Source organism: Mesorhizobium sp. BR115XR7A (assembly GCF_020165315.1).
Classification (GTDB): Bacteria; Pseudomonadota; Alphaproteobacteria; order Rhizobiales; family Rhizobiaceae; genus Mesorhizobium; species Mesorhizobium australicum.
Map to the genome: position 1 here is coordinate 356,585 of NZ_JAIUHW010000004.1, position 19,336 is coordinate 375,920.

22 protein-coding genes are annotated in these 19,336 nt (G+C 62.9%); 13 read left to right on the top strand and 9 right to left on the bottom strand.

The genetic code is table 11. The features are described 5' to 3' along the window. Positions 1-102: 102 nt before the first annotated feature. Positions 103-1,386, top strand: a complete 1,284-nt coding sequence (locus LB557_RS11150) for an NAD(P)/FAD-dependent oxidoreductase (RefSeq protein ID WP_224644205.1) — start codon at positions 103-105, stop codon at positions 1,384-1,386. Between the two features lie 202 nt (positions 1,387-1,588). Here the strand turns inward: LB557_RS11150 and msuE are convergent, their stop codons facing one another. Next, on the bottom strand, positions 1,589-2,149 hold the full coding sequence (gene msuE / locus LB557_RS11155) for an FMN reductase (RefSeq protein WP_224644215.1): 561 nt from the start codon (positions 2,147-2,149) through the stop codon (positions 1,589-1,591). Positions 2,150-2,856: 707 nt separating this feature from the next. Here msuE and LB557_RS11160 point away from each other — a divergent pair. The 8 genes from LB557_RS11160 (at position 2,857) to LB557_RS11195 (ending at position 8,743) form a co-directional block, all read left to right on the top strand. Then, the gene (locus LB557_RS11160) at positions 2,857-3,828 is read left to right on the top strand and encodes an SDR family oxidoreductase (protein WP_224644203.1); all 972 of its coding nucleotides are present in this window, start codon (positions 2,857-2,859) and stop codon (positions 3,826-3,828) included. Positions 3,829-3,838: 10 nt separating this feature from the next. Then, positions 3,839-5,551, top strand: a complete 1,713-nt coding sequence (locus tag LB557_RS11165; RefSeq protein WP_140661608.1) for an HAD-IIB family hydrolase — start codon at positions 3,839-3,841, stop codon at positions 5,549-5,551. A 20-nt stretch (positions 5,552-5,571) separates the two neighbouring features. Next, the gene (locus tag LB557_RS11170; protein WP_140617515.1) at positions 5,572-5,757 is read left to right on the top strand and encodes a hypothetical protein; all 186 of its coding nucleotides are present in this window, start codon (positions 5,572-5,574) and stop codon (positions 5,755-5,757) included. A 111-nt stretch (positions 5,758-5,868) separates the two neighbouring features. Then, positions 5,869-6,186 carry a hypothetical protein gene (locus LB557_RS11175; protein WP_015319105.1) on the top strand — a complete coding sequence of 106 codons (318 nt, stop codon included), beginning with the start codon at positions 5,869-5,871 and terminating at the stop codon, positions 6,184-6,186. 25 nt (positions 6,187-6,211) lie between these two features. Next, positions 6,212-6,655 (top strand): PPC domain-containing DNA-binding protein, encoded by a 444-nt coding sequence (locus tag LB557_RS11180; RefSeq protein WP_224643604.1) that lies wholly within the window; start codon positions 6,212-6,214, stop codon positions 6,653-6,655. A gap of 66 nt (positions 6,656-6,721) precedes the next feature. Then, positions 6,722-7,723, top strand: coding sequence for an ATP-dependent DNA ligase (locus LB557_RS11185; protein ID WP_224643603.1), 1,002 nt, complete (start codon positions 6,722-6,724; stop codon positions 7,721-7,723). A gap of 157 nt (positions 7,724-7,880) precedes the next feature. Next, positions 7,881-8,399: a ferritin-like domain-containing protein gene (locus tag LB557_RS11190; protein ID WP_015319108.1), complete on the top strand. Its 519-nt coding sequence runs from the start codon at positions 7,881-7,883 to the stop codon at positions 8,397-8,399. A 68-nt stretch (positions 8,400-8,467) separates the two neighbouring features. Beyond that, positions 8,468-8,743: a hypothetical protein gene (locus LB557_RS11195; RefSeq protein ID WP_015319109.1), complete on the top strand. Its 276-nt coding sequence runs from the start codon at positions 8,468-8,470 to the stop codon at positions 8,741-8,743. Positions 8,744-8,765: 22 nt separating this feature from the next. Here LB557_RS11195 and LB557_RS11200 read toward each other — a convergent pair whose 3' ends face one another. From LB557_RS11200 to LB557_RS11235, 8 genes are all read right to left on the bottom strand, one after another. Then, positions 8,766-8,930, bottom strand: a complete 165-nt coding sequence (locus tag LB557_RS11200; protein ID WP_015319110.1) for a hypothetical protein — start codon at positions 8,928-8,930, stop codon at positions 8,766-8,768. 110 nt (positions 8,931-9,040) lie between these two features. After that, complete coding sequence (locus LB557_RS11205; RefSeq protein ID WP_140661611.1) at positions 9,041-9,244, bottom strand: hypothetical protein; 204 nt, start codon at positions 9,242-9,244, stop codon at positions 9,041-9,043. A 119-nt stretch (positions 9,245-9,363) separates the two neighbouring features. Next, on the bottom strand, positions 9,364-11,643 hold the full coding sequence (locus tag LB557_RS11210; RefSeq protein ID WP_224595361.1) for a xanthine dehydrogenase family protein molybdopterin-binding subunit: 2,280 nt from the start codon (positions 11,641-11,643) through the stop codon (positions 9,364-9,366). Between the two features lie 2 nt (positions 11,644-11,645). Further along, complete coding sequence (locus tag LB557_RS11215) at positions 11,646-12,668, bottom strand: FAD binding domain-containing protein (RefSeq protein ID WP_224643602.1); 1,023 nt, start codon at positions 12,666-12,668, stop codon at positions 11,646-11,648. Between the two features lies 1 nt (position 12,669). Then, positions 12,670-13,290 (bottom strand): (2Fe-2S)-binding protein, encoded by a 621-nt coding sequence (locus tag LB557_RS11220; RefSeq protein WP_411970543.1) that lies wholly within the window; start codon positions 13,288-13,290, stop codon positions 12,670-12,672. A gap of 277 nt (positions 13,291-13,567) precedes the next feature. Next, positions 13,568-13,978 (bottom strand): DUF427 domain-containing protein, encoded by a 411-nt coding sequence (locus tag LB557_RS11225; RefSeq protein ID WP_015319115.1) that lies wholly within the window; start codon positions 13,976-13,978, stop codon positions 13,568-13,570. Between the two features lie 213 nt (positions 13,979-14,191). Next, positions 14,192-14,374 carry a hypothetical protein gene (locus LB557_RS11230; protein WP_015319116.1) on the bottom strand — a complete coding sequence of 61 codons (183 nt, stop codon included), beginning with the start codon at positions 14,372-14,374 and terminating at the stop codon, positions 14,192-14,194. After that, on the bottom strand, positions 14,371-14,730 hold the full coding sequence (locus LB557_RS11235; RefSeq protein ID WP_140823489.1) for a DUF768 domain-containing protein: 360 nt from the start codon (positions 14,728-14,730) through the stop codon (positions 14,371-14,373). The genes LB557_RS11230 and LB557_RS11235 overlap by 4 nt, the downstream gene beginning before the upstream one ends. A 148-nt stretch (positions 14,731-14,878) precedes the next feature. Between LB557_RS11235 and LB557_RS11240 the strand changes: the two genes are divergently transcribed. The 4 genes from LB557_RS11240 to LB557_RS11255 all read left to right on the top strand — a co-directional run bounded on the left by LB557_RS11240 (position 14,879) and on the right by LB557_RS11255 (position 19,304). After that, positions 14,879-15,949: a YihY/virulence factor BrkB family protein gene (locus LB557_RS11240; RefSeq protein ID WP_140617522.1), complete on the top strand. Its 1,071-nt coding sequence runs from the start codon at positions 14,879-14,881 to the stop codon at positions 15,947-15,949. Positions 15,950-16,373: 424 nt separating this feature from the next. Beyond that, a complete protein-coding gene (locus LB557_RS11245) occupies positions 16,374-17,426 on the top strand; it encodes an HlyD family secretion protein (RefSeq protein ID WP_140617523.1) in 1,053 nt (350 codons plus the stop codon). Next, positions 17,423-19,048, top strand: a complete 1,626-nt coding sequence (locus LB557_RS11250; RefSeq protein ID WP_224643600.1) for a DHA2 family efflux MFS transporter permease subunit — start codon at positions 17,423-17,425, stop codon at positions 19,046-19,048. Before LB557_RS11245 ends, LB557_RS11250 begins: the two co-directional genes overlap by 4 nt. Positions 19,049-19,139: 91 nt before the next feature. Beyond that, the gene (locus tag LB557_RS11255) at positions 19,140-19,304 is read left to right on the top strand and encodes a hypothetical protein (protein WP_015319121.1); all 165 of its coding nucleotides are present in this window, start codon (positions 19,140-19,142) and stop codon (positions 19,302-19,304) included. The last annotated feature ends 32 nt before the right edge of the window (positions 19,305-19,336 follow it).

A 19,336-nucleotide genomic window follows, 5' to 3' on the forward strand; every position in this document is an offset into this window, starting at 1 on the left:
GTACCCGACACGAAAGTCTGGGTCTGCCGCGCGTGCGGGATATCGGCCATTGAAAGCTATCGTGCCCCTCGAGCCGGCCGCCTTGTCGTGAGAGCCTCGTCCATGAACGAAAGCAGCCCGCCCCGGAGCCTCTATCGCGATACGGCTGGCGGCACCGGCAACTACCCCTCCCTTGCCGGCGCGCAGCGGGCAAGGGTCGCCATTGTCGGCGCTGGCTTGACCGGCCTGTCGACTGCCTTGCATCTGGCCGAAGCCGGCGACGACGTCTGCGTGCTCGAGGCCTATCAGCCGGGATGGGGAGCCTCGGGCAGGAATGGCGGCCAGGTCAATCCCGGCCTCAAATACGATCCCGACACGATCGAAGCCATGTTCGGCCCCGAGCTGGGGTCGCGGATGATCGACTTCTCCTACGGTGCTCCGGATTTCACCTTCAGCCTCATCAAGCGCCTGTCGATCGATTGCGAGGTCCGGCAGAACGGCACCATACGCGCGGCCATCCGGCCGCAGCCGGCAGCCGCGGTGCGGGCCACGGCCAACCAATGCGAGCGGCGGGGGATGCCGGTCGGCTTGCTTGACGCAAAAGCGATGGCGGCGCGAACCGGCACGGACAGATACATGTTCGGCATGTTCGATGCTCGCGGCGGCGACCTCCATCCCTTGAAATACGCGCGTGGCCTGGCGGCCGCCGCGCGGAAGGCCGGCGCGCGGATATTTGGCGGCAGCGAGGTTCTCTCGCTCAGCAGGCAGGCCGGGCGCTGGCTCCTCGAGACCGCAAACGGATCCGTCAGCGCCGAGAAGGTCCTTGTGGCGACGAACGGCTACACGGGAAACTTGTGGCCTGGCCTGGAGCAGTCGCTGGTTCCGGTGTTCAGCGCCATCGCAGCGACCGAACCGCTGTCGCCCACGGTCGCGGCCGCAATTCTTCCCGAAAGGCCGGTCGTCTACGAAGCCGGCAACATCACCGTCTATTACCGCATCGACGTCCAGAACCGGCTCCTCATGGGCGGACGGGGACCGATGAGGCCCATCGGCGATGCTTCCGCCATCCGCTATCTCACCGACTATGCGCTACGGCTCTGGCCGGCGCTTGCTGGAGCGGGGTGGACACATGGCTGGAACGGCCGGGTCGCGGTCACCAAGGACCATCTTCTACACGTTCACGAGCCGGAAGACGGCGTGCTGATCTGCCTTGGCTACAATGGCCGCGGTGTTGCCATGGCCTCGGCGATGGGCAATGCGCTGGCAAACCGCCTTCGCGGCGACGAGACCACTGCCTTCCCGATGCCGATATCGGGGCTGAAGCCAATCCGGCTCCACCGCTTCTGGCCGCTTGGCGTCAGGGCGGCGATCCTTTCGGGCCGGGTGAAGGACCGGTTCGGCCGATAACGGAAGAGCACGCCGCTATGCTCCGGTCTTGGCATCGGACAATCTTCGGGCGTGGTCGTCCATGCATGCGGAGCATCAGCGCCCGCTGATTGCGACCGGTGCACTGCAGGTCGCCCTGCGGCGCGCAGGCGCGTTCAACGGCCGGGCTTCAGCCAAGCGCCTCAGCGCGCCAGCGGTCGGAGCGGGATATGTTCCGAGCACGCTACTCGGCGGCTATCCTGGCGCGCTGCCGGCCGAAGAGCGCCAGACCGACATCGTCCACGGCGAGGCCAATGCGGGTCTGGATCGCTTCGGATGCCAGCACGCCATCAGCGAAATCTTTCTCCGAGGCGTATATGGCCGTCGGCAGCGCAAAGGCTTCGAAAAAGCCGAACAGCGGCCGCAGCTGATGCTCGACGATCAATGCATGGCGATCGCCGCCGCCGGTCGCCGCCAGCAGCACCAGCTTGCCCCTGAGGGCCGCCGGATCGACGAGATCGAAGAAATGCTTGAACAGCCCGGTATAGCTGCCTTTGTAGGTGGGCGAGCCGACCACCAGGACATCGGCGGTCAGGATCCGCTCGAGGACGGCGCGGGCCTGCTCGTCCAGGTCCCGAGTGGCTTTGGCATTGCCAAGGCTGGGACCGAGATCGACGATGTCATGGGTGCTGGCGGCGAGGCCGTAGCGTCCGGCGATCTCCGTCACGATATGGTCCACGAAGTCACGGGTCTTGGAGGGCCGCGTGAAATTGCCGGAGAAGCCGACAATGGCCGGATTGGTCATGATGGATGCCCTGCGATCTTTTCGAACCAGTTTGCCAATGTCCATAGTTTTTATAGACATTGCTGCCGAACAAAAGGAATTCACGGTCGCCGTGGGACGAAATCGGAAAAGATTTTTCTCCCGGGGAGCCAGATCGCCCGCCTGCATGCCGGGTGATGACGTCACCCGATCCAGATGCACTTGGCAGCCGTCGCACGCGAAGGGCGATGCGACCGGTGGCGAAAAGGGGGACCATCACCGTTTGTTCGGAACCTGATCGCCCGGCGGCTGTTTTCCGTTCAGCCAAATACGGAGGAAGCCATGGCACGCGACAGAACCGAATATGAAACGGGCGCACGGAAGTATCCCGCCAGGACCGGCCCGGATCCGAACGATGATTTCTCGGTTGACGCAGCGGGCAACAAGCCGCCGGCAGGCGGAATGGGGCTTACGCGACCGGCGGATCAGACAAATGAAGAGACACACCAGTCAGAAGGACAGAACCCGCCTCGCAAGGCGACGCCCAGCCCCGCAACGGAGAAGACATCCGGCGCGGGCCCGGCGATCTCCGAGCACTCGAAGGACGCGAAGGCTCCAAGGTCGGGCCGCCAACCCGGCGCCTATGTCAAGGACTGACGCGGACGGGGGCGATACCTTCTGACAAGCCATGCGCCGCGCAGACCGCCGGCCTGCCGCGCGTTGAACTTTCTTCAGCCGAGGAGACGACCATGCAGACGAAATCACAAACGGCCGGTGAAGTCGCCAAGCAGCGCCATATCCAGCGCGGCATCGATGCCAAGGACAAATCGAAGCGCAACGGAAAGGCGGAGCACGCCATGCAGGCGGGCGCGCGCCCCTATCCCGAGCCGCCCTTCCCCAAGCAACATCAGGCGAAACCCGGGCATGAAGCGGCGATCGAGCCTGCTCCGCTCTACGATGCACCCTACTATGTCGGATCAAAGAAACTCGAAGGGAAGGTGGCTCTCATCACTGGTGGCGATTCGGGTATCGGCCGCGCGGTCGCGGTTTTGTTCGCCCGCGAAGGCGCCGACATCGCGGTCGTCTACCTGGCCGAGGACAGGGACGCCGAGGAGACAAAATCCGCTGTCGAAAAAGAAGGCCGACGCTGCATCCTGTTGAAGGCCGACGTCAGTGAACGCCAGGACTGCCACGATGCCGTGGCGACCACGGTCGAAACATTCGGCCGCATCGACGTGCTGGTCAACAACGCCGCCTTTCAGATCCATTGCAGCGACTTCGGCAACCTGACCGAAGAACATTTCGACACGACGCTGAAGACCAATCTCTATGGCTATTTCCATATGGCGCAGGAAGCCGTGCCGCACATGAAGCCGGGCTCGGCGATCGTCAACACGGGTTCGGTTACCGGCATAGAAGGCTCGAAGCAGCTGGTCGACTATTCGATGACCAAGGGCGGCATCCATGCCTTCACGCGCGCGCTTTCGGGCAACCTCATCGCCAAGGGCATCAGGGTGAACGCGGTCGCGCCTGGCCCGGTGTGGACGCCGCTCAATCCGTCCGACAAGGAAGCCGACGACGTCTCGAAATTTGGCGCCGACACGCCGATGAAACGGCCGGCCCAACCGGAGGAACTGGCTCCCGCCTATGTCTTCCTCGCCTCCCCGCACTGCTCGAGTTACATCACCGGCGAGATCCTGCCGATCGTCGGCGGCTACTGAGGTCAGCGCAATGTATTTCATTGCCCTGGCGACCGACTATGACGGGACGCTCGCACATGACGGGACGGTCTCCAACAAGACGCTCGCGGCACTGGAGCGGTTCAAGAAAAGTGGCCGCAAACTGCTTCTGGTCACTGGCCGCGAGTTGCCCGACCTCAAGCGCGTGTTTCCCGATGTCGGCCTGTTCGACAAGGTCGTCGCCGAAAACGGCGCCTTGATCTACACACCGGCCAGCGAGGAAGAGCGGGCGATCTCACCATCGCCGGAGCCCGAATTCGTCGCCAGGCTGAAAAAGCAGGGGGTGAAGCCACTTTCCGTGGGACGGTCGATCGTCGCCACCTGGGAACCGCATCAGGCGACCGTGCTCGAGGTCATCAAGAAGATGGGGCTCGAACTCGAAATCATCTTCAACAAGGGCGCGGTGATGATCCTGCCGAGCGGCGTCAACAAGGCCACCGGTCTGGCGGCCGCGCTCGAGGACCTTCACCTGTCGCCGCACAATGTTGTGGGTATCGGCGACGCCGAGAACGATCACGCCTTCCTGAAGGCCTGCGGCTGCAGCGTTGCGGTCGACAATGCCATTCCCGCGGTCAAAAGCACCGCGGACCTGGTTACGCGCGGCGCACGCGGCAAAGGCGTCGAGGAACTGATCGCGAAGCTGATAAAAAGCGACCACGGGATCGTGCCGAAGCGTCATGGCGGGATTGTTCTGGGATCGTCCGGTGGCGATGACATCTATCTGTCGCCGACCGAAAGCGTGCTCATCGCCGGCAGTTCGGGCATCGGCAAATCCACTTTGGCCACCGCACTGACGGAACGCTTCGTCGACAGCCAATTTCAGTTTTGCGTCTTCGACCCGGAGGGTGACTATGACGGCCTCGAGGGCGCCGTTCGGCTGGGGGATGCATCGAGCGCGCCGACAAAGGCGCAGGTGCTCGACCTGATCGCCAAGGCCGACAGCAATGTTGTCGTCAATGGGCTGGCGCTGCGTGTCAACGAACGGCCAGACTTCTTTGCCGACCTGCTGCCTGGCCTTGGCAGTTTCCGCCGCCGCACCGCAAGGCCGCATTGGCTGGTCATCGACGAAGCGCACCATCTTCTTCCGAAGCGGCGCGACGACACCCGCGCCGTGCTCTCCCTGGAACTGCCGGGCACGATCCTGATCACCGTCCATCCCGAGGCGATTTCGACCGACGCCCTGCGCCTGATGACGGCCGTCATCGCCCTTGGCCCGAAGGCGAAGGACGTGGTGAAGACCTTCTGCCATGAGACCGGCATCGAGCCGCCGAAGGACATTCCCACGCCCAAGGGCGATCGGGTTCTGTTCTGGCGGCCGGGGGCGCGCAAAAAACTCACGACGGTCAAGGTCATAGAACCTCGCCAGTCGCTCAAGCGCCACAGCCGTAAATATGCCGAGGGTCAACTCGATGAGACCGGCAGCTTCTATTTCCGCGGTCCCGACGACGCGATGAACCTCAGGGCCCATAATCTGATGATCTTTGCTCAGATGGCCGAAGGCATAGACGACAAGACCTGGGAGTTCCATTTGCGCGCGGGCGACTATTCGAAATGGTTCCGCCACCAGATCAGGGACAAGGACCTCGCCCGCGAAACCGCCGAGGCGGAAAAGGACAGCAAGCTTTCGGCGGACGAGAGCCGGAAACGGGTGCTCGATGCCGTTCGGCGGCGCTACACGGCACCCGCGACGGCGCCAGAGGCGTAACAGCCCGACAGGAGGCGGTCATGAGCGACGACCGGCATGGCAAAGACGACAAAGACGGACGCGGCGAAAATGGACCTGTCTTCTCCGCGCGCCAGGCTTCGCAAGGCGAGATCATCCTGCGAACCCGCACGCGCCGGATCATCTTCGTGGCAGGACTGGTCGGCATCCTGATCCTGGCGGCGGTGGTCAGGTTCGCGATCGGTTGAATCTGCCTTGTTGCAACAGCCCCGCGACAGGGTGTGTCGGGCAAGGCTGACCGCGATTGGAACCCGGGCGCCGACTTGGCGTTCAACCTCCATCGAGAAGGAGAAACGATCATGCCCCGAGGCGATAAATCCAAATACACCGACAAGCAGGAACGCAAGGCCGACCATATTGCCGAAGGCTACGAGAAGCGTGGCGTCTCCGACAAGGAAGCCGAGCGGCGCGCATGGGCGACGGTCAACAAGGACGATGGTGGCGGCAAGAAGGAAGGCGGCTCCGGGCGTGGCAAGCACACAGGTCACCCAGCGGCGCACAAGGGCGGCAAAAGCGGCGGAAAGGCGTCCGCTTCCCGATCGGCCGCCAGCCGGTCCGAATCGGCAAAGAAGGCGGCGGCGACCCGCAAGAGGAACGCCGAACACCACGCCCACTGACCGACCGCGAGGATTGGACGCCGGCATGAAATCGCGACTCGTCAACGAGGCCAATGGCCAACGGACATTTGTCGTGGTGCTCGACCCGGGCGAGGAAGCGTTCGCGGCACTGACCAGCTTCGCGGTCGAGCAGAAGATCGGCAGCGCCTCCCTGACGGCGATCGGCGCGTTCCAACGGGCCACCGACGGTTGGTTCGACCTGGAGGCGAAGAGCTATCGAAAAATCCCGATCGACGAACAATGCGAGGTCCTGAGCGCGATCGGTGATGTCGCGACGGGCGATGATGGCAAGCCGAGCCTTCATGTCCACGCGGTGCTTGGCTTGAGCGACGGCACGACCAAAGGCGGCCATCTGCTCGAAGGCACCGTTCGGCCGACATTGGAAATCACCGTGGTGGAAGCGCCGGGTCACCTGCGCCGCCGCAAGCGAGCCGAATTCGGCGTGGCTTTGATCGATCTCGGTGCCTGAAGCTGCCGCGGGTGTCGGTTGGCGGGCTTCGCCGCTGGCGCGTGCCCCAGAAAGCGACGAAAGGCAATGACGGACAGCTTTGCCCTACCCCTGAACACGCCCCCCATGGAGGCCAAGGCAGCCGACGCTCTACCGGATAGGGAAGGCTTTTGGCAATACGAGCCCAAATGGGACGGGTTTCGCTGCCTCGCCTTCAAAGGCGACACGGATGTCGACTTGCGCGCCAAATCCGGCAAACCGCTCGGTCGTTACTTCCCGGAGCTCGTCGCCATGCTGCGGCAAGTCGAGGCCCGCAATTTCGTGGTCGATGGCGAGATCGTCATCGAGCTCGAGGGCCAGCTTTCTTTCGACGCGCTGCAGATGCGGCTTCACCCAGCCGAAAGCCGCATCCGCAAGCTGAGCGCGCAAACGCCTGCCCTGCTGATCCTGTTCGACATGCCGGTCGCGCCGGGCGGCACGATCCTGCTCGGCGAGCCGTTGTCGCAACGACGCCGGGCGATCGAGGGCTTCGTTCAGGACTACGCCGAGCCTGGCTTGCGGCTCTCGCCCAGCACGACCGATCCGGCGGCCGCCAGACGCTGGCTCGAGGAAGCCGGTCATGGTTCCACCGACGGCGTGGTCGCCAAATTGCTGGCCGACCCCTACCGTCCAGGGGAACGCGCGATGGTCAAGGTCAAACGGTTGCGTACGGCCGACTGCGTGGTTGGAGGATTCCGCTATCTGACCGGCAGCAAGGAGGTCGGCTCGCTCCTGCTCGGCCTTTACGACGATAGGGGCAAGCTCGACCATGTCGGGTTTACCTCGACCATCGGCAGGGATGACCGGGCTGGCGTCACCCGAAAGCTGGAAAAGCTGCGTGGCGGACCCGGCTTCACCGGCAAGGCGCCGGGCGGGCCTAGCCGCTGGAGCACGCAGCGCAGCGGCGAATGGGAGCCCCTGCGGCCGGAACTGGTGGTCGAGGTCCGCTTCGACCATGTCACCGGCGACAGGTTCCGGCATGGCACCAAACTGGTGCGCTGGCGGCCGGACAAGGCGCCGCGTCAATGCACCATGCAACAGATCCAGTGACGGAGTTCGTGCCGCGGACGCGCTTGCGAAGCCCGGTCGCGATGAGAGCCGACGCAGCGGTCGCCTCTTTGCGAGATGGCTGGAACAACCGTCCTCACGGCAAGTTGTGCTCCAGCTACACCGCTGGTGGGCTTCACGACAATTGGAGATGACAATCATGGCGACTGCGAAGAAAGCGGCAACGAAAGGGCTTGAAGCCCTGTTTCTCGACGGGCTGAAGGACATCTACTACGCCGAGAAGAAAATCCTGAAGGCGCTGCCGAAAATGGCAAAAGGCGCCGAATCCGAAGATGTTTCGGCAGCATTCGAGAAACACCTGCAGGAAACCGAGGGCCAGGTCGACCGCCTCGAACAGATCTTCGAACTCCTCGACAAGCCGGCCCGGGGCAAGACCTGTCCGGCCATCGACGGCATCATCGAGGAGGGTTCGGAAATCCTTCAGGAATACAAGGGCGACCCCGCGCTGGATGCTGGGCTGGTCGGGGCGGCGCAGGCGGTCGAACACTACGAGATCGCGCGCTACGGGACGCTGATCGCCTGGGCTGAACAGCTAGGCAAGAGCGACGTGGTCAAACTCCTGAACGAGACTCTCGAGGAGGAGACGGCGACCGACGAGGCACTTTCCAGCCTTGGCGAGGGTGGCGTCAACGAGCGTGCCCTGGAACAGGCCGCCTAGCTGGCGAGCTGTTGCCCCGGGCGCTTCAGGCGATCCGGGGCAAACTCCCCGGATTTCGGAGGACGACAATGGACCCCCGCAAAAGAGAGCAACCCGCAGTTCAGACGGAAGACCCGACGGAGACTGAAGGTCCCACAGTAGAGCAGCAGGACTGGGACGCGCTAGCAGGCGCGAAAATCCTTCCGGATGACGTCGAGGTGGAAGACGAGGCCGACGGCGAATTGCCCGAGGAAGATGACGACAACGCCTACCAGGAAAGCGACGAGGCATTGCCCGACGATGTCGAGGAAGCGGTCCTGTCACGCGATCCTTCAAGGGAAGGCGGCCGCTTCGACGAGGAGTGACCAAACTACGGGCGGATTCCGCTCAGCCGACCGCGTGCATTGGGGGCTCTTCGTTCTCGTCAGGATTGGGTAACGGCGCCTCATCGGGCAATCCTTCCGGCTCCGGTTCGCCGATCGGCTTGGGCTTCCAATTGGGAGCCGGCATGGGTACGTCGCGGTTGGGGTCGGGTTCTCTCGGATCGGGCATCAAATCTGTCTCTCTTTCTTTCGGCGAACTGTGCGGGTCGGCTCTGCCCAGCACGGTCGCATGCAGAGCCCGTCCCGAGCGCTCGGGACGGGCACGGAGCCACAGGTTTGCTAGCGATTCTTGTGGCTTTGCTCGCCAGCTCTCACATGCTGTTCATGGGTTCCGCCACGCGTCGTGCCGGCGCTGTCGCCGCCTTGTTGGCGATGGTTGTCACCGGCCGCCTGCTGCTGACGGCGGTTCTTATCGTCCATGTTCTTGTGGCTCTGCTGGCCTGCTTTCACATGTTGCTCATGGCTACCACCTTGATTGGGCATCTTCTTCTCCTTTGAGTTATGCGAGGCGATCAACCGCCTCAAGGGTCAAAGACGCTGGCGGCCCGGACGTTCCCTCACGTAATATTTCGTGAATCGGACCGCCTATGGGGTAGGCCAGATCAGACGATAAGCTGCTCGATCCTGATCGGAAGATCGCGGATGCGTTTGCCAGTCGCATGGTAGACCGCGCTGGCAACGGCGGCCGCCGTGCCGACATTGCCCAGTTCTCCGAGGCCTTTGACGCCGGCCGGATTGACCTCGTGGTCAATCTCCGGAACCAGAATCACCTGGAGATCCTTGATGTCGGCATTGACCGGCACGAGGTAGTCCTGCAGATCTCGATTGACGTAGCGGGCATAGCGGCTGTCGACCTCGGTCGCCTCATGCAGCGCCTGGCCGATGCCCCAGATCATTCCGCCCATCAGCTGGCTGCGCGCCGTGCGCGTGTTCATGATGCGGCCGGCGGCAAAGGCCCCGACAATGCGCGGCACGCGGATTTCCCTGGTAAGGCGATTGATGCGAACTTCGACGAATTCCGCGCCGAATGCATATTTCACCGAATCCTCGTCCTGCTCGCCGCCGTGAAACTCCGGCTGGCCGGCATAGAGCTTCTTGAGCGCTTCGGGGCTCGCCCCCTTGGGCGCATACTCGGCATACTCCTCGATCGCCCCCACCCGCATGGCTTTCAAGACGTCCCCGACTTTTGCCGAAGCGCCGCCCTTGGCAATGATTTTGCCATCGAGGATATCCAGTTCCTCATTGTGGGCGCCGGCAAGCGCACCACCTTCGCCGCTCGCCGCGGCAAACAGCTTCGTCCTGATCGCGTTGCAGGCCTTGAGCACCGCCGAACAGACGCTTGCCGTGGAGATAGACCCTCCCGACACGGGCGCCGGGGGCAAGGTGCTGTCGCCCATCTCGACGCTCACCCTGTCCATGGCGACACCGAGGCGCTCTGCTGCCATCTGGCCGGCGACCGTGCGCACGCCGGTGCCGATTTCATGCGAGCCGCTCTGGACGCGCACATCGCCGTCGACGGTCAGCCATACGCGCGCAGCGCAGGGAGCCGACGAGGTCGGATAGACTGCCGTCGCGCAACCCATGCCGATCAACCAGTCGCCGTCGTGCATCGATCCGACCTTGGCGTCCCGTTTCGTCCAGCCGAACGCGTCCGCCGCCTGATCGTAGCATTGCATCAGCGAGCGGCTCGAGAACGGCTTTCTCCCGATCGGCTCGGCTTTTGGCTCGTTCACCCTCCGGAACTCCACCGGGTCCATGGCCAGGGCCACCGCCATCTCGTCCATGGCGTTCTCCAGCGCATAGACGTAAGGCGTCTCGGGAGGCGAACGCATGTAGCCGGGCGTGTTGCGGTCCGCCTGGACCAGCGACACGTGCGTAAGCACCGCGCCGTAATCATACATGCGGCCGGTCGCCGACGTTCCCCCGACCACGTAGGGATCGGGGCGCGATGTCACCTCCCAGCCCTCATGCGCGAAAGCGGTTATGCGGCCGTCCTTGTCGGCGCCCATGCGGATCCGGTGCCTGGTCTCGGCGCGATAGGTCTGTGTACCAAACGCCTGCATGCGGCTGACCACGCAACGCACCGGCCGGCCGAGACGCCTTGCCGCAACCGCGACGATCGCCGTGCGGGCCGTCATCGGTCCCTTCGAGCCGAATGCGCCGCCGATGTATGGGCTGACAATGCGAACCTTCGCCGGATCGATCTTCAACTGCCTGGCAAGTTCGGCCTTCCAGCCGGTGACGTTCTGGGACGGCTCATGAATGGTGAGTTGATCACCCTGCCACATTGCCGTCGTCGAAAACAGTTCGATCGGATTGTGGTGCTGCGTTGGTGTCGAATAGCGTGCATCGATCCTGACCGGAGCAGCGGCATAGGCAACATCGAAATCGCCGACCTTGACGTCTTCCTTGAACATCGGGCTTTTGCCCGCGGCGGCAATGGTCGTTGCTCCAGGGCTGTCGAAGCCCGCACTCGGTTTCTCCTCGGCGTAGTCGGCACGGATCAGCAGCGCAGCCTCCTCCGCCGCCTCGAAGGTCTCGGCGACCACCAAGGCAATGATCTGCCCATCGTGAAAGACCTTCCGGTCATGCAGCGGCGCGATCGAGGCGGCGGCGGTATTGCCGAATTTCGGCTTGTCCACCGCGTCCATGTCGCCATAGGTCACGATGTCGAGCACGCCCGGCACCGCTCGGGCATTGTCCAGGTGAAGTGCCGTCACCGTGCCCCTGGCGATACTGCTGGTGGCCAGCACGCCATAGGCGACATTGGCCGCCGCGAGGTCCGCCGGATAACTCGCCTGGCCGGTCACCTTCAGCCGCCCGTCTATGCGCGGCAGCGGGGCACCCATGTTCTCCTTGGGCTGCGGAGCGGCTGCGTTCATGATCACACCTTCATGTCACGGGTTTCGAGGAGCGCCCGCACCAGCGTCCGTTTGCCAAGCTCGATCTTGAACGCATTGTGGCCGCGCGGCCTGGCATCGGCGAAAGCCGTCTCCGCGGCCGCCCGCGCCATTGCCTCGTCCAGCATCTTGCCGTGCAGGACCGCTTCCGCTTCCCTCGCCCGCCACGGCACCGTGGCGACGCCGCCAAGGGCTATGCGTGCCTCGCGGACGTTGTTGCCGTCGAGGTCGAGAGCGACCGCCGCGGAAGCCAGGGCGAAGGCATAGGATTCGCGGTCACGAACCTTAAGGTAGCGGGAACGGCGGGTCCAAGGACCCGCGGGCACGTCGATGGCGGTGATGATCTCGTCAGCGGCGAGGCCGGTCTCGACATGCGGCGTATCGCCGGGCAGGCGATGCAGGTTGGCGAACCGGATTTCGCGCGCGCCGCCAGAACCCTCGACATGGAGGTTGGCGTCAAGGGCAATCAGTGCCTGGGCGAAATCACCATGATAGGTGGCGATGCAGGCATCACTGACGCCCAGCACTGCGTGTTGCCTATTGAAACCGTCCATTGCCGCGCAGCCCGAACCCGGCTGGCGCTTGTTGCAGGCCCATGAGGTCTCCCTGAAATACTCGCACCGCGTCCGTTGCAGCACGTTGCCGGCAAGGCTGGCCATGTTGCGGAGTTGGCCGCTGGCTGCCAGCCTGAGGCTGTCGGCAATGACCGGATAGTGGAGCTTGACGTCTTTATCGTCAGCCGCCTCGCCCATCCGCACCAGCGCGCCGAAACGAACCCCTTCGGTGGTGACGCGGATTTGCCGAAGCGCTGGCTCGGAGAGACGATTGAGATCGAGCAGGCGGTTCGGCCGGGCAACCTCGAGCTTCATGTAGTCGGCCAGATTGGTGCCGCCAGCGATGAATTGCATGTCTGACTGGGTCGGCGGCCGATCCGGCGCGGCAAAGTTCGAAGCGAGGGCGACAGCCGCCGGGATGTTGGCCGGTTGCTCGAGAACGAAAGGACGCATGTCAGGCTCTCCCGGTTTCGTCGCGAGCCTGCACGATCGCGGCCACGATGTTGGGGTATGCGGCGCACCGGCAGATGTTGCCGCTCATATATTCCCGGATATCGGTCTCGGAACCGGCGTGGCCTTCGTTGACGCAGCCGATGGCCGACAGAATCTGGCCCGGCGTGCAATAGCCGCACTGGAAGGCGTCATGGTCGATAAAGGCCTGCTGCATCGGATGCAGGGCGCCGTCGCGCGAGGCGAGCCCCTCCACGGTCGTCACATCCTTGCCCTGCATCATCACCGCGAAGCTCAGGCAGGAGAGGACCCGTTTTCCGTCGACGAGCACGGTGCATGCACCGCATTGCCCATGGTCGCAGCCTTTTTTCGTCCCGGTCAGCCCAACGTGGTCACGCAAGGCGTCGAGCAGGCTGGTCCTGGTGTCGAGCGAAAGCTCGTAAGCTTGCCTGTTGATACGAAGCGAGGTGACGACCGGCTCCCGCAGCTTGGAACGGGACGCGGCCACTTCCTCCGCCTTGGCCTCAGGAGACAGGAGCGGTGCGACCGCAGCGGCCGAAACCGTGCCCGTCATGAAACGTCTCCGGCTGAGGCTAATTGGCTTTGGGACGAAGGTTTCGGACATGGCTCGCTCCTGGGCTGGCTTTCGCCGCTAACCTTTCACTCCGGGCATTGTTCCGAATGCAGTGCGACAAAACCCTGCCTGATCGCGAAAGAGTGATTTTGCTCCGGCATGGCGGTGAGGCGCGGCTAAACCCGATCGAAGCGGCCGCAACGAGGCTTCTTGGTGGAGGGTGGATCGATGAGGGGAAGGCTCGGACTCGCACCGGTGCCGCTGACCCTGGCGGCGGCCACTTGCCGGCATGCCGGCAAGCAAGAAGAACGACGGTCGAGGCGGCATCCTACTCCATGACATGTGGAGTGTGCCGCTTATCCTCCTTCGGATCGACGTCAATACGTGCCTTTTTCGGATCGAAGGCGCCATGACGCGCGATGGCCAGGGCCGCGGTATCCGGCGTCTCATACGCCCACATGAAGTCATCGGCCGAGCCGCCGACAGCATGAACACGCCAATAGCTCGCTGTTCCCTTCAACGGGCACTCGCTGGTGGTGTTGGTCTTCTCGAGGAGGTCGAAATAGATATCCTCGAAGGGGATATAGAAGACCGGCTCATGGCCCTCCTCCCGAAGAATTTTCGCACGGTCGCTTGCGGCGACTATCGCGTCGGAGAACCGAACCGTCACCGTGCCGAGGAATGGTTCTATGCTCATGCCGCCGATAGGGCGCCTGGAAATCGCTTCTGAACCTTGCATCTGAATTCTCCTTGGCCAGCGTCTTGATGGTTGGATGACATTTGTCTTCCACGCGTGAAGTCGAAATGCGCGGCAGTGGATTGAGGTTCCGATCCCTCCGGAAATCCTGGCGTCCGCAGTCATCAGCCTAGCCGCGCCAGGGGAATGACCGGAGCCTCATCCGTCAGGCCAGCCACGCAAGCGGCAGCGGCGTATAGCAATAGGAAATCACGTTCATTTGGTCGCCGGGGCAGTTGGCTGATCGCCACCGGTCGTCGACTTCGGTCTGGCGTCCTGGTCGACTGGTGGGTTCTTGGTGACGGTGTCGGTGTTGGCCTTCGTCGGCTCGGTGTTGTTGTCACATGCGGTGAGCGCAAGACCCGTTGCCAGGATCAGAAAGGATAGGAACCTCGTCATCGCCATCTCCTCGGGTTGACACTCGACAAACGAGGTTCCGCGATTTTGGTTGCCGCCGTGGCCACCTCTTCCAAGGGGGAGCCGTTCCCTTCATCGATCGTTTCCGCGATGTATTCAGTAAGATCGCCCACCTCATCCTGGATGTCCTGCGCCGCGATCCCCTCATCTTGCGCATCCGCCACGCACTGATTTGCGAGTTCCTCCGCGGCATCGATGCCGGACATAGGGATAGGCTCGTCAACGACGTGTTCTTCGATCCAATCCGAAATGAAGTGGGCTGTTCGATTGACGATCAGGTCGGCGTCCTCGGACAACTCCGCTTCGCCCCTGAGCTTATCCCTGGTTGTCGTTCTCATTGGACACACCCGTTCACTTGACCAATTTCAAACGCCGATCGGCCGCAAAAGATGCAGGGAAGGAGGAAATCGTGATCGGCCGCGCATCGGGAACGGGTGTCTTCATCCCGCGTTGTCAGCCACGCTTTGGACATCAGCGAACCCGGTAATGGCTTTGAAACCACAACGAGGCTCTCCGCCGAACGACAAGCAGCCCTCGCTGATCGATGAGGAAGCAGCCGGCCGCGCGGCCTCGACAACGAAGGACAGCAACGCCGCGGCAGGGCGGGAGCCAGGAAGCCGTGGGCGCGACGCCACGTGGCCATCTCAAATCACTGGGCTGGGGTGGAAGGACATCTTCTGGCGACTTTGGGAAGAGTTCAACAAGGACCGGGTTCTGCTGGTGGCTGCCGGCGCAACCTTCTATCTCCTGCTCGCCTTGTTTCCCGCCCTGGCAGCCTTCATCTCGATCTATGGCTTCGTCGCGGACCCGGTCACGGTCGCCGACCATGTCGCTTACCTCCAGGGATTGCTACCGCAGGGCGGGCTCGATCTTATCCGCGATCAGTTGCAGGCCTTGGCCCGCCAGAAAGCAGGCGCTCTCGGCACAGGCTTTTTCATAGGCCTGACAATCGCCCTCTGGAGCGCCAACAGCGGCATGAAGGCGCTCTTCGACGCGATGAACATCGCCTACGAAGAGCGTGAGAAACGCTCGTTCATTACCCTCAATCTGATGTCGATCCTGTTCACGGTCGGAGCCCTGCTCATCGGCATTGTGCTGCTGCTTACGGTGGGTGTTGTCCCGGCGCTGTTGCGCTTTTTCTACCTTGATGCCTGGACAGAAACCGTGGTTGCGGTATCTCGATGGCCCATCCTGGTGGTGTCGATCCTAACCGGCATTTCCTTGCTCTACCGCTTCGGGCCGAGCCGGGAACATGCGAAATGGCGATGGTTGAGTTGGGGAGCGCTTGCGGCAACCGCGGCATGGATTATCGCGTCGTGGCTGTTCTCGTTCTACCTCCAGCATTTTGCCAACTATAACGCGACATACGGCTCGCTCGGTGCCGTGGTCGGCCTGATGATGTGGACATGGATTTCAGTCATCATCCTGATCGCCGGCGCCGCCATCAACGCGGAAATGGAACATCAGACAGCCTGTGACTCGACCACAGGCCCGGCGGTTCCCATGGGTGAGCGCGGCGCGGTCGTCGCCGACACATTGGGCAAGACTGCGGACTGATGAAACTTTCAGGTAGATGTCCCATCGTCACCTGCACGAGCGACAAGGTTCGAGCCACTCTCACCAAGTGCGGCTATCGTCTATAAAACGGGAATGCTGGTACTCAGCGCCCCAGGTTGATGGGAGGGGGGTCCTATTGCCCAATCGGGCAGGCCAAAGAGGATGAGCAGCCACACACCGACTTGCTGAAGGGCGTCGCTGCCCATGGCGCTGGCGGGAAGTCAAAACAGGAACCTTTGCCAAGGCTTTGCCGTTGAAACCGCGTTCGCCATCGCGGACATCACCCTTCAGTCTGCTGAAAGCTAGTTCCGTGGATACGAAGCCTCAGAAAAGCGAGCCGGACCCGTCCGACGACAGGGCTGGACAAAGCAAGCGTCTCGCCAGCCAGCCAAGTTCGCGGCACGACAAATCGGACGATCGGCAAATGGATGACAGGCCGCAGAAATCGAACCTGCTGGGCTTTCCCAGGCGCCATCCCTATTGGACAGCGGCAATTGTCCTCCTGCTTCTGCTTGTTGCGATGGGTGTAGCGATCTGGTGGCTGAATACGCGTCAGTATGAATCCACCGATGATGCCTTCATCGATGCCCGCACGGTAACGGTGAGCGCCGAGATTGCCGGGCGTATCACCGATGTGGCCGTCACCGACAACCAGCCGGTGCGCAAGGGTGACGTTCTCTTGCGCATCGACGACAGCGACTACCGGGCATCGCTCAGCCAAGCGGATGCCGGCGTAGCCGCCGCTCAGGCCGACATCACCAATGTGGCGGCCCAGATCGAGGCGCAAAATGCCAAGATCGACGCCGCCCAGAAGCAGGTGGCGCTGGCCCAGGCAGCGCTCGACTTCGCCAAGGCCGAAGACCAGCGCAATCGCGAATTGCTGACGAAGGGCACGGTGACGCAGCAGCAGGCGCAGCAGGCTGCATCGACCCTTCGACAGGACCAGGCAACCCTGGACAGCGCCGAGGCGGACGTGGCCGCGGCGAAGAGCCAGGTGACAGTGCTGCAGGCACAGACCAAAAGCGGCGAAGCCAAGCTTCACCAGGCACAGGCCAGCCGGGATCAAGCCCGCACGGCACTGACCCGTACCACTATTACAGCCCCTGTCGCCGGCCGCGCGACAAGCATTTCGGCCGCCATCGGCACCTACACCCAGCCGGGTCAGGTGCTCATGATGTTCGTTCCCAACGAAGTCTGGGTAAAGGCGAACTTCAAGGAAACCCAACTCGACAGGATGCGAACCGGACAGCCGGTCGACATCGATATCGACGCCTATCCGGACAAGACCTTTCATGGCCATGTCGACAGCCTGCAGGCCGGCAGTGGCACCGCCTTCAGCCTGCTGCCCGCCGAAAATGCCACCGGCAATTTCGTCAAGGTGGTGCAGCGTGTGCCGGTCAAGATCGTCTTCGACAACCCGCCCGATGTGCTGCTCGGCCCAGGCCTGTCGGTGGTGCCGACGGTCAAGGTGCGATGAGCCGCGACAACGCCAGCGACCAGGGCGAAAGCCGATCCGCGGCCGGTGAGCGCAATCCCTGGCTCATAGCCATCATTGTCTCCATTGCCACCTTCATGCTGGTGCTCGACACCTCGATCGCCAATGTGGCGCTGCGCAACATCGCCGGCAGCCTGGCTGCCGGCATGGATGAAAGTACCTGGGTCATCACCACCTATCTGGTCGCCAACTCCGTGATCATTCCAATCAGTGGGTGGCTGGCCAGCGTGATCGGCCGCAAGCGCTACTACATGCTTTGCGTCGCGACGTTTACCCTGGCATCGCTGCTGTGCGGGCTGGCGCCCAATCTCGAGATGCTCATCGTCTTCAGGATCCTGCAGGGCCTCGGCGGCGGCGGCATGGCGCCAAGCGAGCAATCCATCCTGGCCGACACCTTTCCGCCTGAAAAGCGCTCGCAGGCATTTGCCCTCTACGGCATCGCCGTCATCGTCGCGCCGACGGTCGGGCCGACCATCGGCGGCTGGCTGACCGACAATTTTTCGTGGCACTGGATCTTCTTCATCAACGTGCCGTTCGGCATCATGTCACTGGCGTTGGTGCAGTGGCTGCTGGTCGAACCGGAGGTACTCGAACGCGAACGCCAGCAGCGGCTGAAAGGAGGTCTCAGGATCGACTGGGTCGGATTCATCCTGGTGGCGACCGCGCTCGGCTGCCTCGAAATCTTTCTCGACGAGGGCCAGCGCAACGACTGGTTCGCGTCGAGCTTCATCACGACTTTCGCCATTATCTCGGCGATCTCCTTCGCCCTGCTGATCCCATGGGAATTCCGCCACCGCGATCCGATCGTCGACATGCGCCTGCTGTTCACCCGCCAGTTCGGTACATCCTTCCTAGTGATGATGGCGGTCGGTGCGGTGCTGTTCAGCACCACGCAGCTGATGCCCCAGCTGCAGCAGACCGCCTTCGACTACACGGCGACGCTATCGGGCCTGTCGATGATGCCGGGCGGCGTCGCCATGCTGATGCTCATGCCGATTTCGGGATTTGCCGCCGGCATCGTCCAGCCAAAATACCTGATCATGGCGGGCATGGCGGTGGTGGCGATCGGCCTGTGGCATATGACTTCGCTTACGCCCGACGCCAGCTTCAGCTTCTTTGCCTTTGCCCGCATCTTCCTGATGATCGGATTGCCGTTCCTGTTTATCCCGATTTCGACTGCGGCATATGTCGGTCTGGCGCCGCAAAAGACCAACCAGGCCTCGGCCTTGATCAATGTTGCCCGCAATATCGGCGGCAGCATCGGCGTGTCGCTCTCCAACACTGTGATCGCCCAGAACGCACAACTCCATCAGGCGAACCTTGTCGGCCACACCGCGCAATCGTCGCCCGCCTACCAGCAGGTGGTACGGCAGGCGACCGAGCACTTCGTCGCCGAGGGTTCCTCGATGCTCCAGGCCAAGCAGCAGGCCATTGGCTGGATCGGGCAGTTGATCGCCCGCCAGGCTTCACTGCTCGCCTATATCGACGTCTTTCGTTACTGCGCGGTGGCAACGGCGCTGCTGGTTCCTCTCGCCCTTCTGCTGCGGTCTTCGCAAGGAAACCCGACCGGCAATAGCCGGGAGGCGTCTGGACCTCCTGGATGACAGGAACCGATCGCCGGCCGGTCCGCACCGCGAACCGCTCCAAGCGGAACGGATCGTCTTCTTGCCGGTTGTGAAGGAAAGGAGATTTCCCATGTCAGACGGTATCATGTGGCTAATCGTCGTCGCCGGCGGGCCAGCGTTGCTGGTCATACTGATTGCCTATGTCCTGGTAACCCGCCGTAACCGTGGTCCGGTTGAACGCAGGGAAAGCGACCGCGCTACCGACCAGCTCTATCGCGAGGACGATCGGCGATAGCTTGCGCATTGGCGGTGTAGGAGGTCGTCGCT